Origin of the sequence: Pseudomonas sp. TWP3-1, assembly GCF_049896625.1 — a bacterium.
GTDB lineage: Bacteria > Pseudomonadota > Gammaproteobacteria > Pseudomonadales > Pseudomonadaceae > Aquipseudomonas.
Window position 1 is genome coordinate 460,861 of sequence record NZ_JAFCUQ010000001.1, and the last position, 14,863, is coordinate 475,723.

Below are 14,863 nucleotides of genomic sequence, written 5' to 3' on the forward strand. Positions count from 1 at the left end.
CAAGGGAAATATGTCGCTGGATCAGGCCTTGGCGGCCATTGCGGTGACTTCCACGCGCATCCCTTCAACCGCCAGCGAAGCCACACCAACCGCCGCACGCACCGGCCATGGTTTGGCGAAGAAGCGCTTGTAGACTTCATTGAATGCCGGGCGATCAGCCATATCGGTCAAGTAGATGGTCAGGTGCATCACCCGATCCATCGAACTGCCGGCCCGCTCCAGCGCGACTTTCAGCGCCTGCAATGTGCATTCGCTTTGCGCGGTGATGTCGCCCAGTTCCAGGCTTCCATCGCCATGGGTCGGAATCTGCGTCGACATCAGAATGCCGTTGAACTCGGTGACGTCGGAGGAGATCGAGTCCGCATCCGGATCAGGGGTGAAGGTGATGTCTTGATTGGCCATGAGAATCCTGTAGGAGTGATCGAAATTCTGGCCAGCCAGTCTACAGCCCGCCGCGCGATGTGAAAAACATCGCTATAGCCGGTAGTACGCGCGGTACCACTCAACGAACGCCTGCACCCCGACATCCACCGACACCTGCGGGCTGAAGCCGATGTGTGCCGCCAACGCCGAGACATCGGCCCAGGTGCGCACTACGTCGCCCTCCTGCATCGGCAAAAAGTTGCGCTGCGCCTTGATGCCCAGCGCCGACTCCAGACACTCGACAAACTCCAGCAGCGCTACAGGGCTGCCACGTCCGATGTTGAACAGTCGATTGGCGCCGCGCTGCCCCTCGCCTGCAGGCGGTTTGCTCAACAGGCGAAAGATCGCCTCGACAATGTCATCGATATAAGTGAAATCGCGTGCCATCTCGCCCTGGTTGTACAGATCGATTGCCCGCCCCTTCAGCATCGCCTCCGTAAACTTGAACAACGCCATGTCGGGCCGGCCCCAAGGGCCATATACGGTAAAGAACCGGAGTCCGCTGGCCCGCAGTCCATACAGATGGCAATAGCTATAGGCGAGCAATTCATTGGCGCGTTTGGTCGCGGCATACAGTGACACCGGCTGCTCAACCGGGTCGTTTTCTTTGAATGGCATCTTGTGATTGGCGCCGTACACCGAACTGCTTGAGGCATAGATCAAATGTTGAGGCGGATATTGCCGGCAGGCCTCCAGCAGATTTAAAAAGCCGAGCAGATTCGACTGCCCGTAAACGTCGGGATTATCCAGCGAATAACGCACACCAGCCTGCGCCGCCAAGTGCACGACAAACTCAAAACGCTGCTTTTCGAACAGGCCAACCAACGCCGATTTGTCGACGATATCCAACGGCAGAAACTCAAACTGCGGCAATCCCTGCAACAGCTCCAGCCGCGCCCGTTTCAACGACACATCGTAATAGGCGTTGAGATTATCCACGCCAACCACCTCAAAACCTTCGCGACACAAGCGCTGAACCGTATGAAAGCCGATAAATCCGGCGGCACCTGTAACCAGAATCGTCATGACGAGCACTCCCGATCAGAACATGTGTTTCGATGGCGGCATGGATCCAAAGTGAACATCTGGCAGAGCATTAAATCTAGGCGCGGCGCGCTGGCGTAGCAACTAATCGAAGTCAGGCATATGTAGACCACGCAACAGCCAGAGTTAAAATTCAGCAACAACAAAGAGTTGCACCAACACAAGTTTCAGCAGATCACAGCAACATGACAATCAATGTATCTAGTTTGACATCACCCACTACCGGGGAATCCGGCTAACGTGACTTCACAGCACTGAAAAAGTTTAATGTTAAATAACTATAATTTTAAGCCCAATAGAAACAGCAGGTTATGACGTTCGACCCTAACTATTGGATAAAAGGCGCGCTTTTTGACTGTTATCATTTGACAGCAAGCCAAGACTGGCTGATAACTAATCCCACCCCGGCATTGACTCGCTCAAACATGGCGGTTTCCATCCAGGCAGTGCCGGGCCAATATCCAAGTACATTGATCAAAGGTTGCGAATGCACACCGTGCGGTAGCTTTGCCCAAACAAAACTGCCGCTGGCTTATGCTCAAGACAACCGACCATATAACTAATACCCCGCGCAAGTGATTCAAATTTGAAACACTTCAAACTGCCGATAAAACACACTTAGCATCTGGTTTCGCCAATTTGGCCTTGATCAGCCTACTACCTACTAGCAAGCCTGCCGACCCGCACCGACCTGTGCGTTGGCGCGCTTAAACTTTGGCTATGTATGGAGTACTCCAGCATGCAGACAGTTAGCCGCAATGGCTCCAACTGGTATTTATTGCAGTGCAAGCCCCGCCAGGATGAACGGGCGCAATTCAACTTGCTCCAGCAGGACTACACGACCTTTCGCCCGCAACTGATGAGCGAAAGGATTGTGCGTGGCAAACGCTTGAAGGTGCTCGACTCGTTGTTTCCAGGCTACCTGTTCATCCAACTAAGCAGCGATGACAACTGGGCGCCAATCCGCTCGACCCGTGGTGTCAGTCGCATTGTCGAGTTCAACCATGAGCCGGCCATCGTGCATGGGCAAGTGATCGAGCACCTGCGCGAGCGCAGCCTGAAACCGGTGCTACCCCCGGCGAACCACACGCTTGAACCCGGCGAAACCCTGAATATCGTTCAAGGTCCGTTTTCGCCTCTGGAAGGCGTGTTCATGTCGATGCAAGGTGCCGAGCGGGTGATGATCCTGTTGCAGTTTCTCAACCGCCAACAGCATGTCTGCGTACCGCTGAACGTAGTCGAGCGGCAACGCCAGTAACCGCCGGAACACTCCCTTTCGCACAACAAAAACTTCTCCAGGAGCACGGCTCATGGCCCTGAAGTCACGCTGCCCTGTCGCCTTGCTTTTGGCTTTTGCTTACCCCGAGGCGGCTTGGAGTCTGGATCCGCAAGCCATCAATGTGTATGGCTTCGACTTCATTCCAACCTTCTCCATGTCGGAAAGCTACGACGATAACTTTCGCGAACTTGAACACGATGTCGAGTCGACCATGATCACCCGCCTCGCGCCTTCGTTCGAACTCAAGGCCGAAGATCGCAACAGCGCCACGCGGGTGATCTGGCAACCGACGCGCTACATCTATCACTCGGATTCCGACGCCTCCAACACCGCCCAGCGCCTGCGTGCCGAGAGCATCATGGAATTCACCGACAGTCATCGGCTGAAACTCGAAGCCGAGGCGCGCAAATACGAGCGCACCACCTCCACCGCGGTCGATGGCATCAACGACAAGATCGAAAATACCCGGGTCAACGGCGTGTACACCTACGGCGCCAAGACCGCGGCCAATCAGCTCGACTTCGGCGCCAACTATGCGCAACTGCGTTACGACAACGCCGATGGCATCAACGATGACAAGGAGCGCAATACCAGCGGTTTCAACACCACCTGGTATCACCGCCTCGGCAGCAAGACCCGCAGCCTGCTCGAATACGACCATACGCGCTTTGACTACCTGCAATCTGACAGCGTGCGCAGCAGCAAGTCGGACGCCTTGCTCGCCGGCGCGGAATGGGACATGACCGCGCGCACCACCGGCAAGCTCAAGCTCGGTTATGAACGCAAGAACTTCGATGACAACGCCTCCGACGACCTGAGCAACCCCACCTGGCAAGTCGATCTGCAATTCAAACCGCGCACCTATTCGACCTTCACTTTTCTCGCCCGCCAGGCTTTGGCCGAGGGCGACGACGGTGCCGACGCGGTCAAGTCGACCTTCACCCAGGTCGGTTGGCGCCACGGCTGGACGGAACGGGTCATCACCGTCGCCCAGGCCGGCATGGGTCGCTACGAGTACGAAGGCCAGGACCGCACCGACAACCTGCAGGATTACAACCTCGCGGTGATCTACAAGATGCGCCGCTGGCTGGATCTCGAGCTCGGCTATCGCTACCGCGACAACGACTCCGATGCCGATGCCGACAACGAGAGTTTCACCCGCAACGTGTTCCAGATCAGTTTCGACGTCAGTCTCTGAGAGGCCAGCCCCATGAAATCGCGCATTGTTTATTTGCTGTTGCTGGTACTGCTGATCCCGGCGGCCCATGCGGCTGAGCCCGCCCCCGACTACAAACTGGCCGCCGGCGATGTGTTGCGCATCACCGTATTTGGCGAGCCGGAACTGAGCATCAAGAAGGTGCGCCTTAACGACGCCGGCACCTTCTCCTACCCGTTCCTCGGCGAAGTCACCGCCGCCGGACTCACCCCGAATCAGGTCGAACGCAAGATCGTCGACGGCCTCAAGCAAGGCTATCTGGTCGACCCGAAAGTCAGCCTGAGCCAGATCGAATACCGCCCGTTCTACATCAATGGCGAAGTGCAAAAGCCCGGAAGCTACCCGTTCCAGCCCGGCCTCACACTGGAAAAAGCCATTGCGCTGGGCGGCGGTCTGACCGAGCGCGCCTCTATGAAACGCGTGACGATCCTGCGCGGCGCCGGTGGCCCACCGGTGATCGACGACATCAGCCGCACCACCGTCATCAGTCCCGGTGACACGATTTCTATCGCACAGGGGTTTTTCTGATGATCGATAACAGCCCTAGCACCTACACCGAACGCCCGCTCCAGACGCATGTGCATCAGCAGCATGCCGAAGAATCGGACACCCTCGACCTGCTGCAGTTGTGGCGCGTGGTCTGGGCGGCGAAGTGGAACATCGCGCTGCTGGTGGCGCTCAGTTGCGCACTGGCGGTGGCGGCGTTGTCGTTCATCACCCCGCAATACGTCGGCAGCACCACATTGCTGATCAAAGACAAAACCCCACCGGTGATGAGCTTTCAGCAGACCAACGACTCGGGCGGCTCAACCACCACCGACTACTTGCAGACGCAACTGGCCCTGCTGCAATCGCGCGAGCTGGCCGAGCGCGCGGTGAAAAAACTCAACCTCACCACCCACCCGATCACCGACCCGCGCCAGCGGCCGACATCATGGTTCACACCGCGCCAATGGCTGGCCGAGCTCAATCGCGATCAATGGCTGCCATGGATGGATCTTCTGCCCGCCGCGAAGCCTGCGCCAACCGAAGCAGACGTGTTCAACGCCGTCACGCAGAACCTGATGCTGCACACCAGCGTCAAGTTTGTCGGCAAGAGCCAATTGATCGAAATCGAAGTCGAACTGCCTGACCCTGCGCTCGCGGCGGCAGTGGCCAATGCGCTGGCCCAGAGCTTTATCGACAGCCAGCAAGACACCAGCCTCAAGTCCTCACAAAACAACACCAGCTGGATGAACACCCGCCTGGTGGAACTGCGCAATAACCTGCGCAATGCGGAAAACAAGCTGCAGGGTTATCGCGAAGAGCAAGGTCTGGTGGATGTCGATGGCGTCGCCACTATCAGCGCCAACGAGCTGCAAATGACCGGCAACCGCATGATCGATGCGCGGCGTAATCGCGCCGAGGCCGAGAGCCAGTTCCGTCAGGCGCAAGCGCTGAGCAACGGTGATATCAGCCGCCTCTCCAGCGTCCCCGCAGTGTTGAGCAACCCGCTGATTCAGCAGTTCCAGGCCGATCTGGCCAAGTCGCAAGCCAAGGTCGAAGAGCTGTCCAGTCGTTATGGGCCAAAACATCCGGCGCTGGTCTCGGCCAAGACCGAACTGCGCACCGCCGCCAACAGCCTGCGTCTGCAAGTCCAGCAAGTGGTCGCCGGTATCGAGCGTCAATACCAGCTCTCGGTCGCCAGCGAAAACGCCCTGCGTCAGTCGTTCAACACCAACAAGGCGCAGATCCAGGACATTTCGCGCAAGGAATTCCAGCTGCGCGAGTTTCAGCGCGAGGTTGATAGCACCCGCGCGCTGTACGAAACCTTCGTCACCCGCTTGAAAGAAACCGCCGCCACCTCTGACATGGATTCAGCCAAGGCGCGCATCGTCGATCCGGCGATTGTGCCGACCGAAGCCAGCAAACCACGCAAAAGCCTGATCGTCGCCATCGTCGCGCTGGCCGCTGCGGTGCTCGGCGTGGCGCTGGCGTTCTTGCTCGAGACCCTGAGTAACACCTTCAAAAGTGATGAAACCATCGAGTCTACCCTCGGCGTGCCGCTGCTCAGCGTGGTGCCATTAGTGATGAAGAAAAGCCGTCGGCAACTGGCGCGACTGTTCGAGGACAACGACCATCCGCGCTTCTGCGAAACCATCCGCAACCTGCGCACCTGGCTGATGTTGCAGAGCAGCGAAACGCCGTCGCAAGTGGTGCTGGTCACCTCCTCCGTGGCCGGCGAAGGCAAAAGCACCATCGCCAACAACCTCGCCTGCTCACTGACGTCGCTGGAGCGCGTGCTGCTGATCGACGCCGATATGCGCCAGCCCACGCTGTCATTGAACTTCGACTTCCCGCCGGAGAATCCGGGTCTGGCCAATGTGATCGCCGGCACCGCCAAACTTGAGGATTGCATCCGCACCGTAGGCAATCTGGACATGCTGCCGGCCGGCAGTCTGTCCCTCGAGCCATTCGATCCGTTTGATGCGCCGCGCCTGCCTTCGGCACGTGATCCGCTCAGCGCTGCGCACCGGCCACCGGCGCAGGACCTGCTCAGCTCGCCACGGCTGGGGCGCATGTTGCAGGCGCTCAAGGGCCGCTACCAACACATCATCATCGACTCGCCACCCGCCGAAATGGTCAGCGACGCGCTGTTGCTGGCCCGGCATTCGGACGCGGTGATCTACGTGGTCAAGGCCGAGAGCACGCCAGTCAGCCAGGTGCAAAAAAGCCTGGCGATGCTCCAGCAAAGTCAGGGCACGGTGTTCGGCGTGGTGCTCAACCAAGTCGACCTGCGCAAGGCGCGAAAGTACGGCCACAGCCATTCGCGCTCGTTCTACGACTACGACTTCGCCCCGCGCTAAACCCTGCTCACCGCAACCGAGCCAGCCAACAACTCCCCCTGTGGCGAGGGAGCTTGCTCCCGCTTGAGTGCGCAGCGCTCACAGGATTTTGGGGCAGCTACGCAGCCCAGCGGGAGCAAGCTCCCTCGCCACAGGTTCCCGGTCGTTCCTCTTTTGTGAGATCAAGTCATGACGCCGCAATACACCGCGCAAATGGCCCATCGCCGGGGCCTGACTTTCTGGGGCCAGTGGCTGGCCGCAATGACCCTGGTCAATCTGTTGCTGATCGTGCTCGTGCATTGGCGGATCGGCTATTTGCCCAGCGAATACCGAATGCTGATGATCCTGACCATCCTCGGCTCAGTGCCGACCTACAGCCTGATGCAGGTCTATCACAAGCGCCACGGGCTGTTGATCGGACTCGGCCGCTTGCTCGCCGGTTGGCTGATTCTGCTGGCGGTACTCAGCGCCATCGCCTTCGTCACGCAGACCAGTGCGCTGTTTTCGCGGCAAGTAATGATCGTCTGGGCGCTGGCCGGGTTCCTCGTCCAGGCCTGCAGTTTCCTGCCGCTGCATTTCATCGCGCGCCTGTACTCGAAAATGATCAGCAACGAGCGTCGCGCAGTGATCATCGGCACCTGTCCGACCGCCCATGAACTGGCGAAAAAACTCATCAATCCGGATCGCACCCTGCTGCTCGGATTCGTTGCCGCCACCCATCCGGCGCGCCCGGCGCCAAGCATTCTGCCGCTGCTCGGGCACGTCGACGATATCCGCGAAATCATCGGCCGTCTTGAAGCGCGGCGGGTGTACATCGTGCTGCCGATGGCCGATGCCGCGACCATCGAAGCGCTGTACATCGACTTGCTCGACATGAACGTCGACGTGGTGTGGATTCCGGATTTCGGCAGCATGGTCTTGCTTAACCATTCGATCTCGGAGATCGAACGGATGCCGGCGATCTACCTCAACGAAAGCCTGATCACCTCGCACCCCGGCAGCCTGTTCTGCAAGGACTTGTTCGAGCGCAGCCTGGCAGCAGTCGCGCTGATTCTGCTCAGCCCGCTGCTGCTCGGCGTGGCGCTTGCGGTCAAGCTCACGTCGCCGGGTCCGGTGCTGTTCAAGCAGAACCGCCACGGCTGCGACGGGCAAGTGATCAAGGTCTGGAAGTTTCGCTCGATGCGCGTGCATGACGATCAGCAGGTGCGCCAGGCCACCCGTGAGGACGATCGCATCACCCCGCTCGGGCGCTTCTTGCGGCGCAGTTCGATCGATGAACTGCCGCAACTGTTCAACGTACTGTTCGGCCACATGGCGCTGGTGGGTCCGCGCCCGCACGCGGTTACCCACAACATCTACTACACCGGCAAAGTCCGCGCCTACATGGCCCGCCATCGGCTGAAACCGGGGATCACCGGGCTGGCGCAAATCACCGGCCATCGTGGCGAAACCGAAACCCTGGAAAAGATGCAGCTGCGGGTCGCCCAAGACCTCAACTACATCAACCAATGGTCGCTGTGGCTCGACATCAAAATCCTCTGCAAGACGCCCTTCACCCTGTTTTCCAAAGACATCTACTGACCCCGCTTCACCCCATCCGAGGTTTACCCATGAATGTGAGTGTATTCGGCATAGGCTATGTGGGCCTGGTGCAGGGCGCTGCGTTGGCGCAAGTTGGCCACGACGTGCTGTGCGTGGACGTAGACGCCGCCAAGGTGCAAGCGCTGGAAGACGGCACGCTGCCGATCTACGAGCCGGGCCTGAAGGCGCTGGTGCGCGAAAACCATCAAAGCGGTCGGCTGCGCTTTGGCACCGATCTGGCCGCAGCGGTGCGCCATGGTGATGTGCAGTTGATCGCTGTTGGCACTCCGCCGGACGAGGACGGTTCGGCCGATCTCAAACACGTGCTCAGCGTGGCGCAAACCATCGGCGAGCATTTGCAGCGGCACGCGACCATCGTCGACAAATCGACGGTGCCGGTGGGCACGGCGGACCTTGTGCGCGAGTGCATTGCCCAGACACTCGCCGACACTCAGCGCAGCGACCTGACCTTCGACGTGGTGTCCAATCCCGAGTTTCTCAAGGAAGGCTGCGCGGTCGAAGATTGCCTGCGCCCGGACCGGATCATCATCGGCACCGACAGCCCGCGCGCCGAAGAAGTCATGCGCGAGTTGTACGAACCGTTCAACCGCAACCGCGACAAAGTCATTGTCATGGACGTGCGCAGCGCCGAGCTGACCAAGTACGCCGCCAACTGCATGCTGGCGACCAAGATCAGCTTCATGAACGAGATGGCCAACCTCGCGGAAAAACTCGGCGCAGACATCGAAAAAGTGCGCCACGGCATCGGCTCCGATCCGCGCATCGGTTACCAGTTCATCTATCCGGGCATCGGCTACGGCGGCTCGTGTTTTCCCAAGGATGTGCAGGCGCTGATCCACACGGCTGAGACGGTGGACTTCGACGCACGGCTGCTCAAAGCAGTGGAATCGCGCAACCACGAACAGAAAACCACGCTGTTTCGCAAAATCTCCGAGCACTTCAACGGCGCGCTGCAAGGCAAGACCTTTGCGCTGTGGGGCCTGAGCTTCAAGCCGAATACCGATGACATTCGTGAAGCCCCAAGCCGGGTGCTGATGGAAGGGCTGTGGCGCGCTGGCGCCAATGTGCAGGCCTACGACCCGAAAGCCATGGAAGAGACCCAACGGCACTACGGCGCCCGCGATGATCTGACCTTGGCCGGCACCAAGGAAGCGGCACTGAAAAACGCCGATGCGTTGATCATCGTTACCGAGTGGGCCTTATTCCGCGCGCCGGACTTCGACCTGCTCAAACGCCAGCTCAAACAGCCATTGATCTTCGACGGCCGCAACCTGTTCGAACCGCAACGCCTGAGCAGCCGCGGCTTCACCTACGTTTCAGTCGGCCGCCCGACACCCGCCGCAGCGAGTGACGCGTCATGATCCGCCTCGAAGTGGTCGGCCACTATTCACCGAGCCTGCTGAGCTGCAACCGGGCGTTTTCCTTTATCAACTTCGCCTCGGTCGGCAGCTTCATGCGCCAGCCGCCCGCCGCCCTCGCCTACTTTTGCGACGGCATGCTGATGTCGGGTTTCATGGCCAGAGTCAGCGGGCAACCGGTGCAACGGGTCAGTTTCGATTTCACCTCGATTGCCGATCCGGTGCTGCGCGACGCCGAACAACAGCAGTTGCGGGTGTACATCGTCGGCGCCCGACAAGCCGAACTGGACGCGTTCATCGGCAAGCTGCGCGGGCGTTATCCGCAGCTGATCATTGCCGGCACGCACAATGGTTATTTCAACCCGGCGCAAGCGGCGCGGATTCAGGCTGACATCCGCCACAGCCAGGCCAATTTGCTGCTGGTGGGACTTGGCGCCGGTTTGCAGGAACGCTTCGTGATTGATGCGCTGAACGCCGGTTTCGACGGCGTGGCCTTCACCTGTGGCGGCTTCATCCGTCAGGAGGCCAGCGCCAGCGAGCACTACTACCCCGAAGTCATTGATCGCCTGCACCTGCGCGCGTTCTACCGCATGTACCGCGAGCCGCACACCATCAAGCGCTACCTGCTCGACTACCCGCGCAACTTCCTGCAACTGGCCGAAATGATTGTTCGGCACAAGGTCGCCATCGACATCACAGCGCCGTGAGCGCCGGGGATTCCCATGCACATCCTGTTCACTCTGAAAGACTTCAAGCCCGGCGGCGGTGTCGAGTGCGTGCAGCAGCGGCTGGCCCGTCAGTTCCTGCTGGACGGCCAGCACGTGAGCTTCTTCGTCATGAACGGCGAACAACCGGAACTGGAGAATGTGCCGACCATCACTGGCGGCGGCAATGGTTTGCGCGGCTTGCTCAGATCGGTGCGGTTACTGCGCCGGACGATCCTGCACGAAGGCGTGACCCATGTGATCAGCGCCAAGGAACAGGCCAACCTCTGTAGCTGGATCGCCACCCTCGGCACGCCGTGTCAGGTGATCTACACCCGCCACGCCGCACTGGATTGCGCCGAACAGAAAACCGGTGTCGCCAGCCTGCGCCTGCTGTACGCCTTGTACCTGTGCGGCAGCGGCAAAGTCGTGGCGGTGTCGCTGGGTTTGCGTCAGGCGCTGGCCGGTTTGATGCCGTGGGGCCGGCCGCGGGTTCGTTACTGCCCGAACGCGGTGGTCAGCGAGCATTTGCTCAGTGCCGGACAAGCAGCGTTGCCGGCTGATCTGCCGGCGCGATTCTGGCTGGGCATCGGTCGTCTGGTGGAAACCAAGGGCTTTCACTTACTGCTGGAGGCCTACGCGATGGCCGCAAAAAAGGCCGACGTGCCCTATCTGGTGCTTGCAGGCGACGGCCCGCAACGCTCGACACTCGAAGCCCAGGCGATTGCGCTGGGCATCGCACGCCGGGTGCATTTCACCGGACACCTGCGCAATCCCTACCCGTTGATCCGCCACGCACAACTGCTGGTGCTCAGTTCCTTTCACGAAGGCTTGCCCACCGTGCTGATCGAAGCGCTGGCCCTCGGCACCCCGGTGATTTCCACCGATTGCGGCAGCGGCCCGCGTGAACTGCTCGACCACGGCCGACTCGGCCAACTGGTGCCGGTCAACGATGTGCCGGCGCTGGCCAAAGCCATGCTGCGCAGCCTGAATACCGACAGCGTCAACGCCGCGCTGGCGACCGCCGAAGCGGTGTTGCCTTACACCAGTCAGCATGCGGCGCAGGCCTACTATCAGGTGTGGGATCAATGAAAAAACTGCTGATCATCCTTCAAGATCTCAGCGCGGGTGGTGCCGAGAAAATGATGGCGCGCCTCGCCGGGGCCTTGGTCGAGGCCGGCAACGACGTGACTTTGCTGATGCTCACCGGTGGCGGCATCAATGTCGCGGCGCTCGATCCTCGGGTCAAACAGGTCGAACTGCAAAGTCCGCGCAGCGCTGCCGCAGTGCCGGCACTCACGCGTTTTCTGCGCAACAATCGCTTCGACGCGCAACTGGCCGCCCTCACCCACGTCAACGTGATCGCCATCGCCGCCGCCACGCTGTCAGGCACTCTGGCGCGGCTGCACGTCAGCGAGCGCAATGCGTTTTCCCGCGACAAACACGTCAACCCGGCGTTAGCGGTGCGCCTCGCTTACTGGCTGGCGCCGCTGCTGTACCGAATGATTCCGAACCCGGTGATCTGCGTCTCGCGCGGGGTCGCCGAAGATCTGGTCGACACCACGCTGGCCCGCGCGCGGGACGTGACTATCGCCGACAACCCGGTGCTCGACAACGACTTTCGCGACAAGCCACCAAGGCTCCCAACCCACCCATGGCTGCTGGAGAAAACCACACCGGTTATCGTCGCCGTCGGGAGGCTGGCGCGGCAGAAAGGTTTTGATGTTTTGCTCGAAGCCTTCGCCCAACTGCCGGATCGCCGTGCGCGGCTGATCATTTTCGGCGAAGGCACGCTCAGGGCTGAATTACTCGAACAAGCTGCCAGCCTGGGCATTGCCGAACGTATCGATTTGCCGGGATACGCCGCCGATCCGTTGGCGCAGATCAGCGCGGCGGATTGCTTCGTGCTGTCGTCGCGTTTCGAGGGCAGCCCGAATGCGCTGGTCGAAGCACTTTCGACCGGCACGCCCGTCATCTCGACCCGCTGTCCGTACGGCCCGCAAGAAATCCTCGCTGACGGCGCGGTTGCGCCACTGGTGGAAGTAGAAAATCCCGCCGCGCTGGCGCAAGCCATTGCCCTCGAACTGGCCTTGCCCAGAGACCTGCACCGCCAGCGGCGTCTCGACGCTGCGGCGCGTTTTGTCAGTGGTCGCGCGGTGCACACCTATCTCGCAGCGTTGCTCGGGAGTCCAGCGCCATGAACAGCCTGCAAATCCGCTACAGCAGCCTGCGCGACGCCTTCACCCTGTTCGGCGTGCTGTTTTATCTGCAAGTGATCGGCTTCTTTCTCGGGCTGGGCAATGCGGCCAGTCTGGATGACGCGCAAAAAGACCTCGAAGGCAACGTCGTCAATCAGGTCTGCGGCTTGATTACATTGCTGGTGCCGCTGTTCTTCTTCATCCGCAACAAGGTGTTCCTGAGCAAAAGCTTCTACCGGCAAAACACCTTTCTGTTGGTGTTCCTGCTGTGCATCGCGGCGTCCATCAGTTGGTCCGGCGACCCGATGCTCAGCCTCAAACGCTTTGTCGCGCTGCTCAGCGTGGTGTTCTTCGCCGGGTTCATTGCTTACCACTACAGCCTGGAAAAAATCGCTTTCGTGCTCGGCTGCGTGATCGGCGCCGCTGCGCTGGTGGGGTTGATCTTCGCCGTGATCCGACCCGACATCGCGTTTATTTCCGGCGGCATCCGCGACGGCGCGTTCAAGGGCATTTTTGCCGAGAAGAACGCCGGCGCACGGCTGAATGCAATCGGCATCCTGTTGCTGCTGCCGATGATCCGCCAGCGCAACCCGTTAGCCATCCTTTACGCGCTGTTTTCGCTGATCGCCATCGGCCTCGCGCAGTCGGCCACCGGCATCGCGCTGATCGTCACAGGCACCGCCAGCTACTGGTATTTCCTCACGCTGATCCGCTTGCGCATCAACCGTTCGCTGTCGGCGTTTTTTGTCGCCACCGTGGTGTACTTGCTGATCTGCCTGTTTCTCTACGGCAACTACACGCTGCTGCTGGAATGGCTCGGGCGTGACCCGTCACTCACCGACCGCACGCTGATCTGGGAACTGCTCGGGCCGCTGATCGACGAGCGTTTCCTCAAGGGTTACGGCTTCGGCGCGTTCTGGACCAGCCCCGACGCCGACGGCTTCATCACCCGCTGGGGCTACATCGGCAACGCGCACAGCGGCTACGTCGAAACCCTGCTCAATGGCGGACTGATCCAGTTGATCGCGCTGATCCTGTTGTTCACTGAAGCGCTGACCAAGCAATACCGCGCGATCACCGCCGATCAATCGGCGCGCTATCACGCCTGCGCGCTGGTGATCATCGGCCTGTTCGTGGTGACCAATTACGTGGCCTACGTGATCCCCAACTATCGCTCGGGCGAGTTCCTGGTGTTCTGCGTTCTGGCCCTGTCGTTCCGTCATCACGCCATCAAACGCCCTGCGCCACTGCCGCGTCGGCGCGCCATCATGGCCAAGGAGTACAAAGCATGTTGAATGACAAGCCAACGGTCTGCGTGGTGATTCCGCTGTACAACGGCGCCGCGAGTATTGGCCAGACGCTCGATTCGCTGACCGAACAAAACCGGCGTCCGGACAAGGTGATCGTGATCGACGACGGCTCCACAGACCAAGGCCCGCAAATTGTCCGGGACTTTGTGGCGCCGTTCCCGGTGCTGCTCCTGCAACAGGCCAACCAAGGCCCGGCCAGCGCGCGCAATCAAGGGATTTTCAACGCCAGCGAAACCTTCATTGCGTTCCTCGATGCCGATGATCAATGGCACCCGCAAAAGCTGGAAAAGCAACTGGCGCTCTACGAGCAGCTGACTGCGGACGGCCATGATGTCGGGCTGATCGATTGCTACCAGATGAGCGAATTCAGCGACGGCCGCCGGCAGCTCGAAGACCGGCGCAAAAGCGGCCAGCACTTTGCCGATTTCATGCGCGAGAACGTGATCAACGGCACCTCCGGCGTGCTGGTGCGGCGCGAAGTGCTGATGGCGTTGAACGGCTTCGATCAGACCCTGCGTTTTGCCGAAGACCGTTTGCTGTGGACACGCATTGCCGAGCGCTGGGAAATCCACACGGTGCCGGAAATACTGCATCGGCGCGGGGTCAACGCCGGCAACATCACCGCGCAACCGATCAAGTACTACCCGCACAAAATGCGCTTCATCGAGCTGTTTCTGGCCCGCTACGGCGCGACACTGAGCAAGCAGCAACGTATCCATTTCGTGCTGGCCAACCATGCCGAATTTCTCGCGGCATTCTCCCGGCGCGGCGAGCACGCGCAGGTGATCAAGGTCTTTCGCAACATGCTCGGGCACTCGTGGCAGACGCTGTTTTTCTCCCGTGGCAAACCGACTCTGCGCTACGTCTACGCCGTGGCGAAGACCTTGCGCAAGACCTCCTGAAG

13 protein-coding genes are annotated in these 14,863 nt (G+C 60.3%); 11 read left to right on the forward strand and 2 right to left on the reverse strand.

What is annotated here, in order from left to right:
• Positions 1-21: 21 nt before the first annotated feature.
• A complete protein-coding gene (locus ACP7BN_RS02190; RefSeq protein ID WP_426201238.1) occupies positions 22-402 on the reverse strand; it encodes a RidA family protein in 381 nt (126 codons plus the stop codon).
• 72 nt (positions 403-474) lie between these two features.
• Positions 475-1,449 (reverse strand): NAD-dependent epimerase/dehydratase family protein, encoded by a 975-nt coding sequence (locus tag ACP7BN_RS02195; RefSeq protein ID WP_426201240.1) that lies wholly within the window; start codon positions 1,447-1,449, stop codon positions 475-477.
• A 757-nt stretch (positions 1,450-2,206) separates the two neighbouring features.
• Between ACP7BN_RS02195 and rfaH the strand changes: the two genes are divergently transcribed.
• The 11 genes from rfaH to ACP7BN_RS02250 all read left to right on the forward strand — a co-directional run bounded on the left by rfaH (position 2,207) and on the right by ACP7BN_RS02250 (position 14,861).
• Entirely contained in the window at positions 2,207-2,725 is a 519-nt protein-coding gene (rfaH, locus tag ACP7BN_RS02200) for a transcription/translation regulatory transformer protein RfaH (RefSeq protein ID WP_426201242.1), read from the forward strand.
• A gap of 52 nt (positions 2,726-2,777) precedes the next feature.
• Entirely contained in the window at positions 2,778-3,944 is a 1,167-nt protein-coding gene (locus tag ACP7BN_RS02205; protein WP_426201244.1) for an outer membrane beta-barrel protein, read from the forward strand.
• Positions 3,945-3,956: 12 nt separating this feature from the next.
• Complete coding sequence (locus ACP7BN_RS02210; RefSeq protein WP_426201246.1) at positions 3,957-4,490, forward strand: polysaccharide biosynthesis/export family protein; 534 nt, start codon at positions 3,957-3,959, stop codon at positions 4,488-4,490.
• 2 nt (positions 4,491-4,492) lie between these two features.
• Positions 4,493-6,808, forward strand: coding sequence for a GumC family protein (locus ACP7BN_RS02215; protein WP_426201580.1), 2,316 nt, complete (start codon positions 4,493-4,495; stop codon positions 6,806-6,808).
• Between the two features lie 168 nt (positions 6,809-6,976).
• Positions 6,977-8,368 (forward strand): undecaprenyl-phosphate glucose phosphotransferase, encoded by a 1,392-nt coding sequence (locus tag ACP7BN_RS02220; RefSeq protein ID WP_426201248.1) that lies wholly within the window; start codon positions 6,977-6,979, stop codon positions 8,366-8,368.
• A 29-nt stretch (positions 8,369-8,397) separates the two neighbouring features.
• The gene (locus tag ACP7BN_RS02225) at positions 8,398-9,750 is read left to right on the forward strand and encodes a UDP-glucose dehydrogenase family protein (RefSeq protein WP_426201250.1); all 1,353 of its coding nucleotides are present in this window, start codon (positions 8,398-8,400) and stop codon (positions 9,748-9,750) included.
• Positions 9,747-10,454: a WecB/TagA/CpsF family glycosyltransferase gene (locus tag ACP7BN_RS02230; protein ID WP_426201252.1), complete on the forward strand. Its 708-nt coding sequence runs from the start codon at positions 9,747-9,749 to the stop codon at positions 10,452-10,454. The genes ACP7BN_RS02225 and ACP7BN_RS02230 overlap by 4 nt, the downstream gene beginning before the upstream one ends.
• A 15-nt stretch (positions 10,455-10,469) precedes the next feature.
• A complete protein-coding gene (locus ACP7BN_RS02235; protein ID WP_426201254.1) occupies positions 10,470-11,543 on the forward strand; it encodes a glycosyltransferase in 1,074 nt (357 codons plus the stop codon).
• The gene (locus tag ACP7BN_RS02240) at positions 11,540-12,652 is read left to right on the forward strand and encodes a glycosyltransferase (protein ID WP_426201255.1); all 1,113 of its coding nucleotides are present in this window, start codon (positions 11,540-11,542) and stop codon (positions 12,650-12,652) included. Before ACP7BN_RS02235 ends, ACP7BN_RS02240 begins: the two co-directional genes overlap by 4 nt.
• Positions 12,649-13,944: an O-antigen ligase family protein gene (locus ACP7BN_RS02245; protein WP_426201257.1), complete on the forward strand. Its 1,296-nt coding sequence runs from the start codon at positions 12,649-12,651 to the stop codon at positions 13,942-13,944. The genes ACP7BN_RS02240 and ACP7BN_RS02245 overlap by 4 nt, the downstream gene beginning before the upstream one ends.
• A complete protein-coding gene (locus tag ACP7BN_RS02250; RefSeq protein ID WP_426201259.1) occupies positions 13,938-14,861 on the forward strand; it encodes a glycosyltransferase family 2 protein in 924 nt (307 codons plus the stop codon). Before ACP7BN_RS02245 ends, ACP7BN_RS02250 begins: the two co-directional genes overlap by 7 nt.
• Positions 14,862-14,863: the final 2 nt, after the last annotated feature.